At 54.1% G+C, this 18,853-nt stretch carries 14 protein-coding genes and 1 tRNA gene; 7 read left to right on the forward strand and 8 right to left on the reverse strand.

Features of this window, described 5'->3' with window-relative positions; genetic code table 11:
• A partial coding sequence (locus tag G5193_RS21390) for a hypothetical protein (RefSeq protein WP_421207305.1) occupies positions 1-320 on the forward strand: 320 nt, incomplete at its 5' end.
• Between the two features lie 1,740 nt (positions 321-2,060).
• Here G5193_RS21390 and G5193_RS21395 read toward each other — a convergent pair.
• From G5193_RS21395 to rpsU, 5 genes are all read right to left on the reverse strand, one after another.
• Positions 2,061-2,137 (reverse strand) — tRNA-Ile (locus tag G5193_RS21395).
• A gap of 187 nt (positions 2,138-2,324) precedes the next feature.
• Positions 2,325-4,220, reverse strand: a complete 1,896-nt coding sequence (gene rpoD, locus G5193_RS21400) for an RNA polymerase sigma factor RpoD (RefSeq protein ID WP_263718854.1) — start codon at positions 4,218-4,220, stop codon at positions 2,325-2,327.
• A gap of 183 nt (positions 4,221-4,403) precedes the next feature.
• Positions 4,404-6,191, reverse strand: coding sequence for a DNA primase (gene dnaG, locus G5193_RS21405; protein ID WP_421207307.1), 1,788 nt, complete (start codon positions 6,189-6,191; stop codon positions 4,404-4,406).
• An 88-nt stretch (positions 6,192-6,279) separates the two neighbouring features.
• Positions 6,280-6,723, reverse strand: a complete 444-nt coding sequence (locus G5193_RS21410) for a GatB/YqeY domain-containing protein (RefSeq protein ID WP_005349081.1) — start codon at positions 6,721-6,723, stop codon at positions 6,280-6,282.
• Positions 6,724-6,738: 15 nt separating this feature from the next.
• On the reverse strand, positions 6,739-6,954 hold the full coding sequence (rpsU, locus tag G5193_RS21415) for a 30S ribosomal protein S21 (protein WP_005309452.1): 216 nt from the start codon (positions 6,952-6,954) through the stop codon (positions 6,739-6,741).
• A 179-nt stretch (positions 6,955-7,133) separates the two neighbouring features.
• Between rpsU and tsaD the strand changes: the two genes are divergently transcribed.
• Entirely contained in the window at positions 7,134-8,147 is a 1,014-nt protein-coding gene (gene tsaD / locus G5193_RS21420; protein WP_421207308.1) for a tRNA (adenosine(37)-N6)-threonylcarbamoyltransferase complex transferase subunit TsaD, read from the forward strand.
• Between the two features lie 242 nt (positions 8,148-8,389).
• Here the strand turns inward: tsaD and G5193_RS21425 are convergent, their stop codons facing one another.
• A complete protein-coding gene (locus G5193_RS21425) occupies positions 8,390-9,709 on the reverse strand; it encodes an anaerobic C4-dicarboxylate transporter (protein WP_021229055.1) in 1,320 nt (439 codons plus the stop codon).
• A gap of 125 nt (positions 9,710-9,834) precedes the next feature.
• Complete coding sequence (gene aspA / locus G5193_RS21430; RefSeq protein ID WP_005341227.1) at positions 9,835-11,277, reverse strand: aspartate ammonia-lyase; 1,443 nt, start codon at positions 11,275-11,277, stop codon at positions 9,835-9,837.
• 442 nt (positions 11,278-11,719) lie between these two features.
• Here aspA and G5193_RS21435 point away from each other — a divergent pair, with 442 nt between their 5' ends.
• On the forward strand, positions 11,720-12,196 hold the full coding sequence (locus G5193_RS21435) for an FxsA family protein (RefSeq protein ID WP_005340570.1): 477 nt from the start codon (positions 11,720-11,722) through the stop codon (positions 12,194-12,196).
• Positions 12,197-12,243: 47 nt separating this feature from the next.
• Here G5193_RS21435 and G5193_RS21440 read toward each other — a convergent pair whose 3' ends face one another.
• A complete protein-coding gene (locus G5193_RS21440; RefSeq protein ID WP_421172288.1) occupies positions 12,244-13,578 on the reverse strand; it encodes an MATE family efflux transporter in 1,335 nt (444 codons plus the stop codon).
• Between the two features lie 260 nt (positions 13,579-13,838).
• Between G5193_RS21440 and G5193_RS21445 the strand changes: the two genes are divergently transcribed.
• From G5193_RS21445 to G5193_RS21460, 4 genes are all read left to right on the forward strand, one after another.
• On the forward strand, positions 13,839-14,132 hold the full coding sequence (locus tag G5193_RS21445) for a co-chaperone GroES (RefSeq protein WP_005340573.1): 294 nt from the start codon (positions 13,839-13,841) through the stop codon (positions 14,130-14,132).
• A 43-nt stretch (positions 14,133-14,175) separates the two neighbouring features.
• Positions 14,176-15,810, forward strand: coding sequence for a chaperonin GroEL (gene groL / locus G5193_RS21450; protein ID WP_005340575.1), 1,635 nt, complete (start codon positions 14,176-14,178; stop codon positions 15,808-15,810).
• A 106-nt stretch (positions 15,811-15,916) separates the two neighbouring features.
• Positions 15,917-16,417: a molybdopterin-binding oxidoreductase gene (locus G5193_RS21455; RefSeq protein ID WP_421207310.1), complete on the forward strand. Its 501-nt coding sequence runs from the start codon at positions 15,917-15,919 to the stop codon at positions 16,415-16,417.
• 23 nt (positions 16,418-16,440) lie between these two features.
• The gene (locus G5193_RS21460; protein ID WP_421207312.1) at positions 16,441-18,372 is read left to right on the forward strand and encodes a putative bifunctional diguanylate cyclase/phosphodiesterase; all 1,932 of its coding nucleotides are present in this window, start codon (positions 16,441-16,443) and stop codon (positions 18,370-18,372) included.
• Positions 18,373-18,853 lie beyond the last annotated feature (481 nt).

The following is an 18,853-nucleotide window of genomic DNA, read 5'->3' on the forward strand; positions in this document are numbered from 1 at the left end:
AGGCTGAGAAGGCTGAGAAGGCTGAGAAGGCTGAGAAGGCTGAGAAGGCTGAGAAGGCTGAGAAGGCTGAGAAGGCTAAGAATGCTGAGAAAGCTAAAAGTATTTTGGAAATTGTTCTAAATGATATTTGGCTTTCTATTGGCTATGCAGTAACCATTGCAGCGTTTATTCTAGCTGTGGGACTGAGCCTGTTTTTTACTCTCATTCGTGCTGTGTTTCAAAGAACTTCGGCGCAGGATAATGCTGAGCCTGGCACAGCGGTATTGACAACTCCAGTAGGAACAGTGATAGAGGAGTTAGTTAAGTTATTTAGACGGTAACAGTGTTTAAAATATAGTGGCTGGCAATTTTTCAGCACAATATCAGAGAGCGCTTTTCCCTCTCTGGTCATAATAATGTGTTGTCTTGAGATCTTATTAGCGCCTACATAGTGTAGGCGCTAAATGTGATTAAAATACCAAGTGTGAAATTCAACATTTATGTGACTACTGAATCTTTATCTACATTTTTATTGAGAGATAGTATGCGGTCTTCAGACGCTACGCCGCGCATTACATTAACTACAAAAAATATAACCACGGACGCCACCTACCCACGAAATCCGCGCTCATCCGCTCCCGCCTGCGGGCCTCGTTAAGAAAATTTTTTGCAGAAATGGATTATCGCAATTTCCTAGCTCTAGGCCGCGCAGCTCTTGGGGTTTGGGGGCTTGGGAGGAATTGCACGAAGTGAAAGGAATTTCAGTTTTTTGCAAAAAAGTAGAGAAGAACAGCCCTTTCTGATTTGGTTATGTATCTGATTTTATTATTAAATTTGTATTTTCCGTGACTTTTTTACGTACACAGACCTTTGAACAAAGCTTCATTGTCACTAGATTTTCTGATTAAAAATCAGAGTCTTACGTCATTTGCTTTGCCTGTGAAGAACTGCACTAATGCAGTTCTTCATAGAACCCCGACTATGGTTTTGAGGTCGGTTTGAGTTTAGCGTCTCGACCGTGGATAACTTCTCGTGTGAGGGCGTACATAGGTTCCATTCTTCCGATAGTACCCTTTGACTTTGACAGGGCCGCAATACCCTGTGACGCAGGGGCTCTTGTTGTAGCTGCTGCCTGAACTTTTATAGGTACTGCCACTGTATCCACTACCAAGGCTTTTGTAGGAGCTGTCGCTCCCAGTGGTTAGGCTTTCACTATATGTGGCTGTAGAGCCGTTGTAGGAGTCAGTCTTGGTATAGCCAGGTGGGGTTAGGTTGTATTTACATCTCGTGTGACCGCTAACGTATGCCCCCCCTTTCTTGTAATACCCATTTACCCATGAGCACTGATTAAGAGCATACGTAGCACGAGGGCTTGCCTCAGGGCATGTGTAGGCTGTTGGAACAAATGCCCCTTGTGCATCGTAGTGTGCGGGTTCGGTATTGCAGGGGATATCATCAGGGAGTGATGAGCACGCGGAGAGGGAAAGGGCCATCAATATTGCTGAAAAAAATCTGATCATCGTTACACCATCTCTAGGTTTGGTTTAGTACCAAACCATATGGTTGCACAGTCTCAAATCGCTGGGCTTGATATGAATCCATATTTAATCAATGCGTAGTGATTGATTTATGAATAGTTTTGTAACCTCTCGGGGTTACAGGTTACAGCGTCAAGAGAAATGGCTACAGCCCGCACCAGACAAGGGCTACAGGCTTGTAACCTCATGCCTCTTTCTGTGCGTGTAACCTCTATTCGCTTTTTGTGCCCTGAGTGGGGTTACAGCGCAAAGCCGCGCCAGTACTGGGCTAGAGCCGAGTTGTAACCTCGTAACCCGTGTAACCCCGTTTTTTTCAATATATAGAGATAGAAAAGGGAAATCTGGGGAGGAGAAAAAATTTTAGCAATGGTTCTCAAAAGAGAATATTTCGAAGCGGCCTGATAATTTTTCTTCCTGGTGGAGAAAAAATTTTTGAGGGGCTGGGGAGTGATTTTAGAGTGGTTACTCTACAGGCTGAGATATCCTATAGGTATCCTATTGAAAAGAGGGTTAGCGAGTACTATCTCGCTAACCCTCTGGAATTGGTGGCCCCTGGGGGACTTGAACCCACGACCAATCGATTATGAGTCGACTGCTCTGACCAACTGAGCTAAGGGGCCAAATTGTGCGTTTAGCGGCGTGGATTATAGGGGAAGAGGAAAGGGCAGTCTATAGGCATATCAACCACTTGGCGACTAATTGTCCAGGTCGATAGAGGGTGCAAAGCGGGTCGCAAGGGTAAATGCCAGACAAAACAAAGCCCCGCATGGCAGGGCTTTGGCAGAGCAGTTTGACACAGGGTCAGGACTATTCGTCCAGGAAGCTGCGCAGCACTTCCGAGCGGCTCGGGTGGCGCAGTTTGCGCAGTGCCTTGGCTTCGATCTGACGAATACGCTCACGGGTAACATCGAACTGCTTGCCCACTTCCTCTAGGGTGTGGTCAGTGTTCATGTCGATACCGAAACGCATCCGCAGCACCTTGGCTTCGCGGGCCGTCAGGCCAGCCAGTACTTCGCGGGTGGCGTTGCGCAGGCTTTCGCTGGTCGCCGCATCTGCTGGCAGAGCCAGGGTGGTATCTTCGATAAAGTCGCCCAAGTGGGAATCTTCATCATCACCGATGGGCGTCTCCATAGAGATAGGCTCTTTGGCGATCTTCAGTACCTTGCGGATCTTGTCCTCCGGCATGCCCATGCGCATGGCCAGCTCTTCCGGGTTCGGCTCGCGACCCATCTCCTGCAGCATCTGACGGGAGATACGGTTGAGCTTGTTGATGGTCTCGATCATGTGTACCGGGATACGGATGGTACGGGCCTGATCCGCGATGGAGCGGGTAATGGCCTGACGGATCCACCAGGTAGCGTAGGTCGAGAACTTGTAGCCACGACGGTATTCAAACTTGTCTACCGCCTTCATCAAACCGATGTTGCCCTCCTGGATCAGATCCAAGAACTGCAGACCGCGGTTGGTGTACTTCTTGGCGATAGAGATAACCAGGCGCAAGTTGGCCTCAACCATCTCTTTCTTCGCACGGCGGGCTTTGGCCTCACCGATGCTCATACGACGGTTGATATCCTTGATCTGGGCAATCGACAGACCGGTCTCTTCTTCAATCTGCTGCAGCTTGCCGATGGCGCGCTGAATATCCTCGTCCATTTCAACCAGACGGGGAGACCAGGCTTTGCCAGCCTGCTTCTGGTATTCAAACCAGGCAGTTTCACACTCGTTGTTGGTGAAGGCCGCGACGAAGGTTTTCTTCGGCATCTTGGCCTGCTCAACGCAGAGCTTCATGATGATGCGTTCCTGCACGCGGACGCGCTCCATCATTTCACGCATGTTGTTGACCAGGCGATCGAACTGCTTGGGCATCAGGCGGAATTGACGGAATACATCGGCCAGCTGGGCGATGGCAGCCTGGGTATCTTCGTGCGCGCGACCATTCTTCTGAATGGAGAGACGGGTCACTTCATACTGGGCACGCAGTTCGCCGAACTTCTCGCGAGCGACTTCCGGATCCGGACCACCGTCACCGTCGTCGTCAGAGCTGTCGCCATCTTCGTCTTCGTCTTCTTCGTCCTCTTCATCTTCGTCGGCCAGATCGTCTTCGCCGAGCTCGGAACCGATATGCGTGGCGGTAGGCGCCATGTCTTCAGTTTCGTTCGGGTCAATAAAGCCAGAGATGATGTCAGAGAGACGCAGCTGCTCGGCTTCGTACTTGTCGTACTGTTCGAGCAGGTAAGTAATTGCTTCAGGGTACTCGGCTACGGAGCTTTGTACCTGGTTGATACCGTCTTCGATCCGCTTGGCGATGTCGATTTCGCCTTCACGGGTCAGCAGTTCGACGGTACCCATTTCCCGCATGTACATGCGGACGGGATCGGTCGTACGACCAATCTCAGATTCAACAGATGCCAGAGCCTGGGCCGCTGCTTCGGCAGCGTCCTCATCGGCGGTACCACCTTCAGCCATGATAAGGTCATCGGCATCCGGAGCGTTTTCAACCACTTGAATGCCCATATCGTTGATCATCTGAATGATGTCTTCGATCTGGTCTGAATCGACAATGTCTTGCGGGAGGTGATCGTTCACCTCGGCATAGGTCAGGTAGCCCTGTTCTTTACCTTTGGCAACGAGGAGTTTAAGCTGAGACTGCGGGGTTTGCTCCATAGAACTCATCCGGTTGGTGTTGCTAGGTTGCGCGTACAGTGCGCTGCTGCGCAAATAGCCAATTCTAATAGAAAACCGCCAGACATGCTATGTCTGGTTGCGGCGTCGGTCATGAGAAACCCCTGCCCGCAGTATTGTCGGGGCCAGGCGGTTATAAAAATTTTGCTTTTCATCCCGTCGATTCGGGCAACGCTATCCATATTGGGACTAATCACTCAAATATCAAGCCCCACTCTCATTTCTTTTCTCAATTTGCACCTCTCTTATCAGCATCATCAGCTCTTGGGTTTCTTCGGAGCTTAGTCCTTCCTGAGCCACTTTGGCCTGCAATTCTTCGATCCGCTGCTTCAGAAACTGGTTGATGAAGCCGACGAAGGTGTCCTGCAATTCTCCCAGAATATCCGGCTCCTGATCGAGTTTGATCTCCTCGAACAGGTCGTGCATGGCCAGCTGAGCAAGGATCTCTCCTTCCTTGGTACCACGCCAGTGTTCCAGCAGGATACCGGTTGTGATACCAGGCTGTGCCTGGATTTGCTGGTGCAGTTGCAGCAGGAACTTGATGCCCTGTACGCGTAGTCCGGCCAATTCCGGCATGGGGGGAAGCTCAGCCGTTACTGCCGGATATTGCACCATCAGTGCCAGTGCACGCCGCAGTGGTGTCAGCTTGGCTGCCTTGGGTTTGTTGACCTCGGCCTTGGGCTGACTGTTGCGAGCAAAGAGCTCGGCGATGCGCTGTTTGTTCTCGCCCCAACGCATCATGCTGGAGAGACGAGTGATCAGCCCTTCGCGGGTAAACCCTTCCGGAACGCGACGAATAAGCTCGGCGGCCTTGTTGGCCACTTCGAACTTGCCTGCCTCACCCGAAAGTGCGGCATCCCGGCCGAGACGCTCGAACATGAAGTCGGCGAACGGTTGGGCTTCATCGAGCAGGGCTTCAAAACCCTCCTTGCCGATCTGGCGTACCAGCGAGTCGGGATCCTCGCCATCGGGCAGGAACACGAACTTCAGTTCGCGGCCATCCTGCAGATGAGGGAGGGCATTATCCAGCGCGCGCCAGGCGGCTTCACGACCGGCGTTGTCACCGTCGTAGCAGCAGACTACCTCGGCGGTGGTGCGAAACAGGGTGTGGATATGCTCGCTGGTCGTTGCAGTACCCAGCGCCGCCACCGCATAGTCGATGTCGTACTGACCGAGTGCCACCACATCCATATAGCCTTCCACCACCAGGATCCGGCGTGGATCCTTGTGTGCCTGCTTTACTTCGTAGAGACCGAACAGCTCCCGCCCTTTATGGAAGATGGGGGTCTCCGGCGAGTTCAGGTATTTGGGGGTGCCATCACCCAGCACCCGGCCACCGAAACCGATGACCCGGCCACGCTTGTCACGGATCGGGAACATGATGCGATCGCGGAAACGATCATAACTCCCCGGGCCATTGTCACGGGTGATCAGCATGCCGCCCGAGATAAGCAACTGCTCGTGATCCCGGCTGGTACCAAAGCGGCGGCGCACTTGATCCCAATCGCTGGGTGCATAGCCAATGTTGAATCGTTTGACCACTTCACCGGTCAGGCCGCGGCCTTTGAGGTACTCCACCGCATGGGGAGCGCTCTTGAGATTGCTCTCGTAGAAGCGGGCGATCTGGTTCATCAGCTCGAACAGATCCTTGCTGACTGCGGGCTGGCTATTGGCCGAGCCGCCGATGCTCTGCTCGCGAGGTACCTGCATGCCTTGCATGCTGGCGAGCTCTTCGATGGCATCGGGAAATTCGAGACCGTCGTACTCCATGACAAAGCCGATGGCGTTGCCGTGGGCGCCACAACCGAAACAGTGGTAGAACTGCTTCTCCTGGCTGACGGTAAAAGAGGGGCTTTTTTCGTTATGAAAAGGGCAGCAAGCCTGGTAGTTTTTACCGGCTTTTTTCAGCCGCACTCGCGAGTCGATCAGCTCGACTATGTCTGTGCGTACGAGCAGATCGTCGATAAAGGATTGTGGGATCCTGCCTGCCATAACCGTCCTGTTTCATTGCGGAGAAAATAAAAAAGCCGCGCATTCCAAGGGAAGCACGGCTTCTTCGACCAAACAAGAGAGTTGCCTGTTACGCCAAGCGGGTTTTCACCTGAGCACTGACGGCGCCGACATCGGCACGCCCCTGAATTTTCGGCTTCAAGACAGCCATGACCTTGCCCATATCAGCCATGACGGCAGCACCACTTTCAGTGATGGCTTGCTCGATCAGGGCGGCAATTTCATCTGCGGTCAGCTGTTGCGGCAGGAATTCCTGCAACACAACGATCTCGGCGGACTCTTTGTCGGCGAGATCCTGGCGACCGGCAGCTTCAAATTGGCTGATGGAATCGCGGCGCTGTTTGACCATTTTGGTCACGACAGCGAGGATATCCTCATCATTCAGCTCGATACGGGTATCGACTTCACGTTGCTTGATTTCTGCCATCAACAAGCGGATCGCTCCCAGACGTGCCTTATCTTTGGCAAGCATGGCGAGTTTTTGCTGATCCTTGAGTTGATCCTTCAGAGACACGGCAATATCTCCCGATTAGTACAGGCGGATACGACGTGCGTTTTCGCGAGACAGCTTCTTGGCGTGACGCTTGACAGCAGACGCTTTGGCGCGCTTACGAATGGTAGTCGGCTTCTCGTAGAACTCACGGCTACGAACTTCGGACAGGATACCGGCTTTTTCGCAAGAACGCTTGAAACGACGCAGAGCAACGTCAAACGGCTCATTTTCACGGACTTTGATTACTGGCATGTGCCTTTCACCTCAGTGATAAATTGTTAGCTGACCTTCAATCGATCAGCATGTCTTAAAATGGTGCGAAATTATACTCTGGACAGGGAATGAAAGTAAACCCGCAGAGATCGCTCTGGTTTAAAAAACCCGCGAAGGTTACCATAGCCGTCTCATTTTAGCAGTGAAATTTTTTAGCAATGCGTGTATTGGGCATAGAGACATCCTGTGACGAAACCGGGATCGCGATCTTCGACGATCAAAAAGGGATCCTTTCCCATCAGTTATACAGCCAGGTCAAGCTGCATGCGGACTACGGTGGCGTTGTCCCCGAACTCGCCAGCCGGGATCATGTTCGCAAGACGATCCCGTTGATCCAGGCCGCATTGCAAGAGGCGGGACTGGGCAAAGATGACATCGACGGCATCGCGTATACCGCGGGTCCGGGTCTGGTTGGCGCCATTCTGGTGGGCGCCACTATTGGTCGTTCGCTGGCGATGGCATGGAACAAGCCTGCTATCGCCGTCCATCATATGGAAGGCCACCTGCTGGCCCCCATGCTGGAAGAGAAGGCTCCCGAGTTCCCCTTCGTGGCGCTGCTGGTATCCGGTGGTCACTCCATGCTGGTGCGGGTCGACGGTATCGGCAGCTATCAGCTGCTGGGGGAATCCATCGATGATGCCGCTGGCGAAGCGTTCGACAAGACTGCCAAGCTGATGGGGCTGGACTATCCGGGTGGTCCGCTGCTCTCCCGTCTGGCCGAGAAGGGCACCACCGGACGTTTCCACTTCCCACGTCCCATGACTGACCGTCCCGGGCTCGACATGAGCTTCTCCGGCCTCAAGACCTTCACAGCCAACACCATCGCCGCCAATGGTGATGATGAGCAGACCCGTGCCGATATCGCTCGGGCGTTTGAAGATGCGGTGGTTGATACCCTGGCCATCAAGTGCCGTCGTGCTTTGAAAGAGACCGGTCTTAAGCGTCTGGTGGTTGCCGGTGGCGTCAGTGCCAACCGTCATCTGCGTGCCCAGCTGGCCGAGCTGATGGAGAGCCTCAAGGGCGAGGTGTTCTATCCGCGCACTGAATATTGCACCGATAACGGCGCCATGATCGCTTACGCCGGTATGCAGCGCCTGAAAGCGGGCGTATTTGAGCCGCTGGCGGTCAAAGCGGTGCCGCGCTGGCCGCTGGATACCCTGGAGCCGGTCTGATCCGACGGATCCCGCCTTCTGGCATGGTGCTGAGTACCATGGTGGCCTACTACTCCGGCAATCCGGCAGCGGTAGTTATAGCGCCGCTGGCACGCTGTTGTGGTGTCTGCTGTCGCCGTGGTTGAGCCATCCGGATAAGAGGTCAGCTCTCGTGCTGGCAGACTGCAAAGTACAGAGTTAAGAGATAAAAAAATCCCCGCCAACTGGCGGGGATTTTTATTTGGCGATCGGCAGGCGATGAATTACAGCAGGATGCCGCCGAAGAAGAAGCCCAGTGCCACGGCGATGGCGATGGTGGCGGTGCCCGGTACGAAGAAGGGATGGTTGAAGACCGCCTTACCGATACGGGTGGAGCCGGTGTCGTCCATCTCTACCGCGGCCAGCAGAGTCGGGTAGGTCGGCAGTACGAACAGGGCGCTCACGGCTGCGAAAGAGGCAATCGCAGTCAGCGGGCTGACACCCAGTGCCAGTGCGGCAGGCATCAACGCTTTGGTAGTGGCGCCTTGTGAATAGAGCAGCATGGCAGCGAAGAACAGCACCACAGCCAGCAGCCAGGAGTACTGGTTCAGCAGGTCGCCAGCGATCAGCTGGATGGTGTCCATGTTGCCTTTAACGAAGACGTTACCCAGCCAGGCCACACCCAGTACGCAGATACAGGCGGACATACCGGACTTGAAGGTCGGCATGTTGGTGACCTGGGTGGCGTCCAGTTTGCACACCAGGGTCATGATGGTGGCCGCGGCCAGCATGATGCCCATGATGGCGCCGTCACGGGGGATCGGCGGGTTGGTGATCAGGCCCACTTTACCGGAGATGGCAGTGGCATAAGCCATAACAGCAACGATGGCGGCGATGAAGATCCAGACCGACAGCTTGGCGTACGGTTTGATCTCGAGCTTGGTAGTACCACGCAGTTTGATCAGACCCTTGGCTTTGCGCTCCAGATAGACTTCGTCCTGCTCCAGCGGCTTGCCCATCATGTTGGCAATGAAGGCGCCCAGGATACAGGCCAGGAAGGTAGAGGGGATGCAGATGGCCAGCAGGGTCAGGTAGTCAACACCAAACGGCTCGAGCATACCGGAGAAGGCAACCACAGCGGCAGAGATCGGGGAAGCTGTGATGGCGATCTGGGAGGCGACAACTGCGATGGAGAGCGGACGGGACGGACGGATCCCCTGCTCTTTGGCCACTTCCGCGATCACCGGCAGGGTGGAGAAGGCGGTATGACCGGTACCGGCCAGCATGGTCATCAGATAGGTGACCACCGGGGCGGCGAAGGTGATGTATTTGGGGTTCTTGCGCAGCGCTTTTTCTGCCAGGAAGACCAGATAGTCCATCCCGCCAGCCAGTTGCATACAGGCGATGGCACAGATGACGGACGCGATGATCATGATCACATCCCAGGGGATGTAGCTGACCAGTTGATCGCTCGGGATGGGCATGCCCAGACCCCACGTCAATACCAGTACCCCCAGACCACCGGCAAAGCCGATGCCGATGCTGCCTATCCGGGCCCCCAGATATATAGCGGCGAGCACGACAAGTAACTCGATTCCAATCATAGCGATAACTCCATTTTTTAGTTTTTGGTTTTTATTTGGCAAAAAGCCAATTCCCGATCGGGCTGGGGATAAAGACCAATCGGGAACTGACTTTATGGGCCGGGAAGATCCCGGCCCACACTCGCTTATACGGCAGCTTCGCGGGTGAAACGCTTGGCTTTGTATTGCGGGTTCATCAGGTTCTCGATGGAGAGGATCTCGTCCAGCTGCTCGGCGCTCAGCAGGCCGCGCTCAAGAACGACTTCGCGGACGTTCTTGCCGGTCTGGGCACAGATCTTGCCGACGATATCCCCTTCGTGGTGGCCGATGAAGGGGTTCAGGTAGGTCACGATACCGATGGAGTTCAGCACGTGATTCATGCAGATTTCCGGGTTGGCGGTGATACCTTCCACGCACTTCTCGCGCAGGGAAATACAGGCTTTTTCCATCAGGCTCAGTGATTCGAACATCGCCTGACCAATCACCGGCTCCATGACGTTCAGCTGCAGCTGACCGGCTTCGGCGGCGAAGGTGATGGTGATGTCGTTACCGAATACCTTGAAGCAGGATTGGTTGACCACTTCCGGGATAACCGGGTTGACCTTGGCCGGCATGATGGAGGAGCCCGCCTGCATTTCCGGCAGGTTGATCTCTTTCAGTGCGGTGCGCGGGCCGGAGGAGAGCAGACGCAGGTCATTACAGATCTTGGACAGCTTCATGGCCAGACGCTTGATGGCGCCGTGCAGCATGACGTAGGCGCCACAGTCGGAGGTCGCTTCGATCAGATCTTCTGCCGGTACATAGGCACGACCGGTGATCTCGGCCAGACGCTTGATGGCCAGTGCAGAGTACTCGGGCGGAGTGTTCAGACCGGTACCGATGGCGGTCGCGCCCAGGTTCACTTCCAGCAGCAGCTCCTGGCAACGCTTGATGGACTTGATCTCTTCACGCAGGGTCACGGCGAATGCGTGGAACTCCTGACCCAGGGTCATCGGAACCGCATCTTGCAGTTGGGTACGGCCCATCTTCAGGATCTTCTTGAATTCTTCTGCTTTGGCATCAAAAGCGGCAATCAGTGCTTCCAGAGCATGCAGAGTCACGTCAGTGCTGTTGACCACAGCAACGCGGAAACCGGTCGGGTAAGCATCGTTGGTGGACTGGCACTTGTTGACGTGGTCGTTCGGGTTGATGACGTCGTAACGGCCTTTCTCCAGACCCATGATTTCCAAGGCGATGTTGGCCAGTACTTCGTTAGTGTTCATGTTGACGGAGGTGCCGGCACCTCCCTGGTAAACGTCGACCGGGAACTGGTCGAAGCATTTGCCTGTGTTCAGCATCAGGTCGCAGGCTTCTACGATCTTGTCAGCAATTTCAGGACGGATGGTACCGAGCTCGCCGTTTGCCAGTGCAGCAGCTTTCTTGGTCAGCACCATACCGCGGACAAATTCCGGAACGTCAGAAATCTTCTGAGAGCTGATCTTGAAGTTCTCGACAGCGCGCAGGGTGTGCACACCGTAGTAGAGATCATTGGAAACTTCTTTGGTGCCCAGCAGGTCTTCTTCAATGCGGACGTTCTTGATGTCGCTCATTGTAATGCCTCAGAAATCAGATAAATGGAAAAATCCTCACCGAGTGGTCGCGAGTTCCTTGCGCACAGCTCATCCTGAAGCACCACACATCGAGTGGGGCGGTAGGGAGAGTGACCTCCCGAAAAACTAATCAATATACTACTCCAATTGAGGTATCGGTTATTAGAGGTGGATCACTAAATTTGCGACATTTTCAAATTACTTTGAGGAAAGTACACATATGTTATGAAGTTTTTATCGTGATGATTTTTATATATTTTTGTGACTTTTTGCTGGTTTTTTAGATTGCTGATGACGTAGGAGTCAGTTGACCAACTTGAAAAAGGGGGGACGGCCCCCATTTATTCAGGGCAGAAAGTGGTGATGACGGGGCGGCAAAATCGCCTCTGACCATCGTTGGATGGGCGCCACTTTTTCTCAATTTACCGGTGCTGGAGTGGATATGGGCAAGTTGTTTTTGTTGTTGGTGGGTCTGGTTGTGCTGGAGCTCACCGTGATGATCGAGGTCGGCTCGGTAATCGGGGCGCTGCCGACTGTCGGCTTGCTCATACTGACTGCGGTATTGGGCTCCTCGCTGGTGCGCAGTGAAGGGATCAAGACCCTGTTCAGCGCCCAGCAAAAGATGCAGATGGGCGAGATGCCGGGCCGCGAGGTGATGGGGGGCATGATGCTGGCGTTGGCGGGCCTGCTGCTGATTATCCCGGGTTTCGTGACCGACATTTTCGGTGTGCTGTTGCTGCAACCCTGGCTGCGCAACAAACTGGCTGACAAGCTGATCGGCAGCAGCCAGTTCCGGATGCAGATGGGCGGTTTCCAGCGTACTCAATCGCCGTTTGGCAACGCACCGTCCGATGATCATCTGGGGAACGCCAAGCAGGGCGGCACCACCATCGAAGGCGAATTTGAGCGCAAAGAGTGAGCGTAAAGAGTAATCGACGAAACGAAAACCCGAGGTGAGTGACTGAATCAGGGTTTACCCTGATGGCACAACGCCTCGAAGCGGTGTCGGGCATACCACCATGCGAGGGTGCCCGCCGCCAGATTGGCCAGCAAGATCCCCAGATATATCCCCTGTTCTCCCCCCAGCTTTGCCCCCAGCCAGGCTCCTGGCAACAGAAAACCAAACAGTCGCAATCCGTTGAACAAGAACGAAATACTGGATGCCCGCACGCCATTGAGTGCCGAGGCCAGCAGCATCACCATGCCCTGAAATCCGTAACCGATCGGCACTAGATGCAGATAGAGAATAATCAGGCGGATGACCTGTGGATGATCGCTGAACAGATTGGCGATGAGTGGCGCCAGTAGCCAGGTCAGGCCATAGATGGCGAGCTGGAAAAGCAACGCAAAACTCATGCAGCTCTGCAGTGCAGCTTTGGCGCGGGCCGGATTGCCGGCGCCACAGTTTTGCGAGATGAAGGGGGCCAGTACGGAGGCGAGGGCCATCATCACAATCAGCAGCAGCGCCTCGACCCGCGATGCGGCGCCGTAAGCGGCCACCACCTCGGTACCCAGTCCTGCAAAGATCGTCATCAGCACTGCATTGGCCAGGGGGTTGAGCATATTGGTAAAAGAGGCGGGGACGGCGACATGGAGCAGCGCCCGCCAGTGGGTCAGCAACCGGGCCCGCGGCGAGAGGCGCCACAGCAGCAAGCCCTCCCGATGACGCAGGATATAGAGGCTGACCAGCATCGCCATCAACCAGGAGATAGAGGTGGCGATGGCTGCCCCGCGGATCCCCCATTCGGGAAAGGGGCCGATGCCGAAGATCAACAGAGGATCCAGTACCCCGTTGACCAGCCCGGCTATGGCCATCACCAGACTGGGGGTTTTGGTATCGCCGGTCGCCCGGATAGCGGCATTGCCCACCATGGGCAGCACCAGCATGGGGACGGTGAGATACCAGGTCAGCATGTAGTCATGGATGAGGGAGATAAGCTCGGCACTGGCCCCCAGCAGAGTAAACAGGGGTTTGATGGTGAGAGCCCCCCCCGCGGAGAGCAGGGCTACCATGATCACCGCCAGAAACAGGCTGTCGGTGGCGAGATGGGCCGCCTCATCGTGTTTGCCCTGCCCCAGGGTATGACCGATCACCGCTGACAATCCGGCGCCCAATCCCATCGCCAGCGAGGTAACCACAAAAGTGACAGGAAAGGTAAAACTGATGGCGGCCAGAGCTTCGGTGCCCAGCATACCGATAAAAAAGGTATCGACCAGATTGAAGGCCAGAATGGCGATGATGCCGAAGATCATGGGGCCCGTCATCTGGCGCAGTACGACCGGAATAGGGGCTGTCAGCATGGGGTTGGTGCGGGTCAAGGGCTCGTCTCTACAGCTGGCTTTGAAGGTTCTGGCATGGAAACCGGGCGGCTTGAACCGACCTTGCTCCAGAGTGCGGACATGGCTGAACCATCGAAGATGTTTATAGTACGTGAAAAAATTTTTTTTGTATTTGCCCTTGAAGGGTTAGCAACTCTGCCCCACATCAGGGACATATCTAATTTGGCCTGGAACGGCCATTCCTCAAAGCAACAATGAGACTCATTTTGGGAGAGTTATCGATGAAAATTCGTCCACTGCACGACCGCGTCATCATCAAGCGCATCGAAGCTGAAGCCAAATCTGCCGGCGGTATCGTCTTGACTGGTACTGCGGCCCAGAAGTCCACCCGTGGTGAAGTGCTTGCCGTGGGGACTGGTCGCATTCTGGATAATGGCGAAGTCAAAGCGCTGGCCGTGAAGGTTGGTGACAAGGTTATCTTCAACGAAGGCTACGGTGTGAAAACCGAGAAGCTGGATGGTCAGGACGTCCTGATCCTTTCCGAAACCGACATCCTGGCGATTGTCGAAGAGTAATCCATCCTCCTTTTCCCCGAATTGATTTAAGGATTGAAGAAAAATGGCAGCTAAAGACGTTAAGTTTGGTAACGAAGCCCGCATCAAGATGCTGGAAGGCGTAAACATCCTGGCTGATGCCGTCAAGGTGACTCTGGGCCCGAAAGGCCGCAACGTGGTGCTGGACAAGTCCTTCGGCGCCCCGACCATCACTAAAGATGGTGTTTCTGTTGCGCGCGAAATTGAGCTGGAAGACAAGTTCCAGAACATGGGCGCCCAGATGGTCAAGGAAGTGGCTTCCAAGGCGAACGATGCCGCCGGTGACGGTACCACTACTGCAACCGTTCTGGCTCAGGCTATCGTCAACGAAGGTCTGAAAGCCGTTGCCGCCGGTATGAACCCGATGGATCTGAAGCGCGGTATCGACAAGGCCGTTGTGGCTGCGGTTGCCGAGCTGCAGGCGCTGTCCCAGCCGTGCGCTGACAGCAATGCCATCGCTCAGGTGGGCACCATCTCCGCCAACTCCGACGAGAAAGTGGGCAAGCTGATTGCTGAAGCCATGGACAAAGTGGGTCGCGATGGCGTCATCACCGTTGAAGATGGTCAGGGTCTGGAAGATGAGCTGGCAGTTGTTGAAGGTATGCAGTTCGACCGCGGCTACCTGTCCCCCTACTTCATCAACAAACAAGAGACCGGTTCCGTTGAACTGGACGACCCGTTCATCCTGCTGGTTGACAAGAAAGTCTCCAACATCCGCGAAATGCTGCCGGTGCTGGAAGGCGTTGCCAAAGCTGGCAAGCCGCTGCTGATTGTTGCTGAAGACGTGGAAGGCGAAGCCCTGGCGACTCTGGTGGTCAACACCATGCGCGGTATCGTGAAAGTGGCTGCCGTCAAGGCGCCTGGCTTCGGTGACCGTCGCAAGGCCATGCTGCAGGATATCGCCGTACTGACTGGCGGTACCGTCATCTCTGAAGAAGTTGGCATGGAGCTGGAAAAAGCGACTCTGGAAGATCTGGGTCGTGCCAAGCGCATCGTCATCACCAAAGAGAACACCACCATCATCGATGGCGTGGGTGATGCCGGTGTGATCGAAGGTCGTGTTGCCCAGATCCGTCAGCAGATCGAAGAGACTTCTTCCGACTACGATCGTGAGAAGCTGCAAGAGCGCGTAGCCAAGCTGGCTGGCGGTGTTGCCGTGATCAAGGTTGGCGCAGCCACCGAAGTCGAGATGAAAGAGAAGAAAGCCCGCGTTGAAGATGCCCTGCACGCTACCCGCGCCGCGGTTGAAGAAGGTGTGGTTGCCGGTGGTGGTGTTGCGTTGGTTCGCGTTGCAGCCAAACTGGCTGGTCTGCGTGGTGACAACGAAGACCAGAACGTCGGTATCAAGGTTGCCCTGCGCGCCATGGAAGCCCCGCTGCGTCAAATCGTCATCAACGCCGGTGAAGAAGCCTCCGTCATTGCCAATGCAGTGAAGAACGGCGAAGGCAACTTCGGTTACAACGCTTACAGCGAACAGTATGGTGACATGCTGGCCATGGGTATCCTGGATCCGACCAAGGTAACCCGTTCAGCCCTGCAGTTTGCCTCTTCCATCGCCGGTCTGATGATCACCACCGAGTGCATGGTCACCGAACTGCCGAAGAAAGATACCCCTGCAATGCCTGACATGGGCGGCATGGGTGGCATGGGCATGATGTAATCATCCCCCCTTGCTTTGTTTGACAAACGGCTCGCTCAAGGCGAGCCGTTTTTTTATATCTGGCTAAACTGAGTCTGTTGATAGCAGAAAAGTGTAAGGGGGAAAGATGAAGGTGCTTGGATGGATAACTCTGCTGTTTGCATTGATTGCCATGCCGCTTGTGGCTGCCGAGGCCCTCAAGGGGCCTGTGATCTTGAAAGTAAGCGGCAATATCAGATCCCCAGATGAGGTGGACGGCAAAGTGCTTTTTGACTTGGCCACGCTGCAGGCGTTGCCGCAATATGAGATAGTCACCAGCAACCCTTGGGTTGATAAACCTCACAAGTACAGAGGGCCCAAGGTGGCGGACGTGCTGGCCGCAGTGGGGGCTAATGGCAAGAGCATAACCCTGACAGCATTGAACAGTTTTCAGATCCGCATCAATTGGGACAAAGTTGCCAAGTATAACCCTATTCTTGCTTGGGAAGATGACGGGGTAGCCATGAGGGTCCGTGACAAGGGGCCGCTCTGGTTTATGTTGCCGCTTGATCAATATCCGGAGCTGAAGCGCTCTGAATATACCGACATGATGATTTGGCAGCTGGACCTGATAGATATTCAACACTGATAAAAGAGTCACGGGAGCACGGGGTGAAAGGAAAGACCAGGGCGTGGCCACTGCTCGTCATTCTGTATGTATCCATTCTGTCGTTTACCGGGAGCACCCTTTATTGTCTGGTTCAGCTCCAGAATGCGACCAGAGCGATGGAGAAATATACCTATGATGTCTCCTGGGCGCTGATGCAGCTGCAGCTCGAGTTGGGGCGTTTCCTCAGTGCTGTAGAGGTCTACCATTATGGTGGAATAGAGCACAATGACCTGATGTTGCGCTATGACATTCTTTGGAGCAGAACCCCCATCCTGTTGAGCGGTCAGTTGCGTAAAAGCATGCAGGATAAGCAGAAAACCTTGCGCTTGGTGCAACTGATTGAAAACAACATTCGCGATATAGAGCCTGTCATTACCAAGCTGCAGAGCGGAGACTCTGTCTACCAGCAAATAATGATGCGCCTAGCCCCCTTGCAGGAGCCTTTATCCTATGCACTAGCTTCCGTTATGCAGAAGAACATCAACATCTACTCAGAGAATGATCGCCATTTTGGTCAATTGCGTAATGCTCTGCTGTTGATGGTGTCGGGGTTGGTTATCTCGGTTTTACTCCTTAGCTTGCTTCTTGTATATGAAGCTCGACGTCACTTTAGGGCAGCAAGGCGTGACCCGTTGACGGGTCTCTCCAATCGGGTGGCATTGCTGGAACGGATGGAGCTCTGTGCCACTCAGGAGGTACCTTTCGGATTGGTATTGGTCGATATCAACGACTTCAGAGATATCAACAGCAAGTTTGGTTATGATGCGGGCGATTTTTTGCTCAGTGAATTGGCCAGACGGATCAGATTGCTCTGTGAAGAAGGGGAGTGGAGTGGTCGGTTGGGTGGCGATCAATTTGCCATTATCCAGCGTGGTAGCAGCGATCTGCGTCAGGTCAGGGAGCTGGTAGCGCGACTGCTGCACGTTCTGAAGCAAGATATCGTCTATGATAACTATCCCTTCCGGCTCGAGGTGGGGATCGGGATTGCCTTCTATCCGATGGACAGCGATAAAACACAGGAGTTATTGAGTCGTGCGGAACAGGCTCTGTTCCATAGCCGCAAGACCCATGTCCCCTATGTGATTTACGATAACTCCTTGCTCAACGAGACGGCGCGGCGCAAGCATTTGGCCTCGGACATGATCATGGCGCTGGAACACAATGCGTTGGAACTCTATTACCAACCCATCGTCAATCTCGAGAGTGGCCGTTGTGAAGCTGTCGAAGCACTGCTGCGCTGGCGGCATCCGGAGCTGGGCTTTATTCCGCCAAACGAAGTGATCATGGTGGCTGAGGAGTTCCAGCTTGCCGAGCGTCTGGGCGGCTGGGTGTTGAACACCGCTTGCGAGCAGCTTTATCAGTGGCATCAGTTGGGTATGGTCGACCTGCAGATGTGCGTGAATATCTCGCCGGGCATGTACCAGCGCAATTTGCTCAAACTGGTGGCCAAGGCATTGATGGAGAACCACCTGCCAGCCAGCAGTCTGGTTTTGGAGGTCACTGAAGATACCACCATGCGCGAAGTGAAGAATTCGCTGCAACTGATGCAGGATCTCAATCAGCAGGGGGTACTGCTGGCATTAGACGATTTTGGGACTGGTTATTCATCTTTGAGTTATCTGCAAAAGTTACCGGTCAGCAAGGTGAAGATCGACCGCTCCTTTATACAGGGCATTGACACCTCAATGGAGGCATCCGAACTGGTCGCCAATATTTGCAGGATGGGGTCCATGCTGGGCAAGAGTCTGGTGTGTGAAGGGATTGAGACACAGGCCCAGTTGGATGTGCTGCGATCCCTGACCGATATCCACTTGTATGGACAGGGCTATCTGTTCAGCCGACCGGAGCAGGCGGAGAAAATCTATCAGACCTTGTTGGAGATGGAGGAGCTTTGGCTAGCACGTCAACAATCCGAAATGGCTTATATGAGTTGAAGGGGAGGGGTACTTGACGGTCATCTGCCTCAAGAATGTGTGATTCAGTTCAAGTTTTATGCTTTTTGTTTGTTGTTTGAACGGTTGTGCGGTTTTATCAAAAAAACATGCAGTTTAGCCTTGCCAGAAAGAATCTGTTCCCTATAATGCGCCTCCATCGACAGGGCAAGCGGCAACGCAGAAAGCCAAGTGGGTAACCTCGAAAAGCCTTTGAAAATAAGGCTTGACTCGAGAAGGCGGTTGAGTAGAATTCTACTCCCGCAGCAACACGCTGTTGCGTCGCTCTTTAACAATTTGAATCAAGCAATCTGTGTGGGCACTCACAGCATCGAGCATCAAAAACAATTTTTGATTTTCAATGTCTGATGAAGTGACCAAAGCAACTTTTAAGTTGCAGCAGTTAATTCAGCAATTCATTGAGCCGCTTTTCGAAGCAACCAAACTTAAATTGAAGAGTTTGATCATGGCTCAGATTGAACGC

The organism is Aeromonas sp. 601027 (genome assembly GCF_049174455.1).
Classification (GTDB): Bacteria; Pseudomonadota; Gammaproteobacteria; order Enterobacterales; family Aeromonadaceae; genus Aeromonas; species Aeromonas veronii_A.

Bases quoted from the DNA above. Each gene is read 5' to 3' on its own strand.
- G5193_RS21445 (WP_005340573.1), top strand. From the start codon at position 13,839: ATGAAAATTCGTCCACTGCACGACCGCGTCATCATCAAGCGCATCGAA.
- groL (WP_005340575.1), top strand. From the start codon at position 14,176: ATGGCAGCTAAAGACGTTAAGTTTGGTAACGAAGCCCGCATCAAGATG.
- G5193_RS21435 (WP_005340570.1), top strand. From the start codon at position 11,720: ATGGGCAAGTTGTTTTTGTTGTTGGTGGGTCTGGTTGTGCTGGAGCTC.
- G5193_RS21425 (WP_021229055.1), bottom strand. From the start codon at position 9,709: ATGATTGGAATCGAGTTACTTGTCGTGCTCGCCGCTATATATCTGGGG.
- tsaD (WP_421207308.1), top strand. From the start codon at position 7,134: ATGCGTGTATTGGGCATAGAGACATCCTGTGACGAAACCGGGATCGCG.
- G5193_RS21440 (WP_421172288.1), bottom strand. From the start codon at position 13,578: ATGCTGACAGCCCCTATTCCGGTCGTACTGCGCCAGATGACGGGCCCC.
- rpsU (WP_005309452.1), bottom strand. From the start codon at position 6,954: ATGCCAGTAATCAAAGTCCGTGAAAATGAGCCGTTTGACGTTGCTCTG.
- aspA (WP_005341227.1), bottom strand. From the start codon at position 11,277: ATGAGCGACATCAAGAACGTCCGCATTGAAGAAGACCTGCTGGGCACC.
- dnaG (WP_421207307.1), bottom strand. From the start codon at position 6,191: ATGGCAGGCAGGATCCCACAATCCTTTATCGACGATCTGCTCGTACGC.
- G5193_RS21455 (WP_421207310.1), top strand. From the start codon at position 15,917: ATGAAGGTGCTTGGATGGATAACTCTGCTGTTTGCATTGATTGCCATG.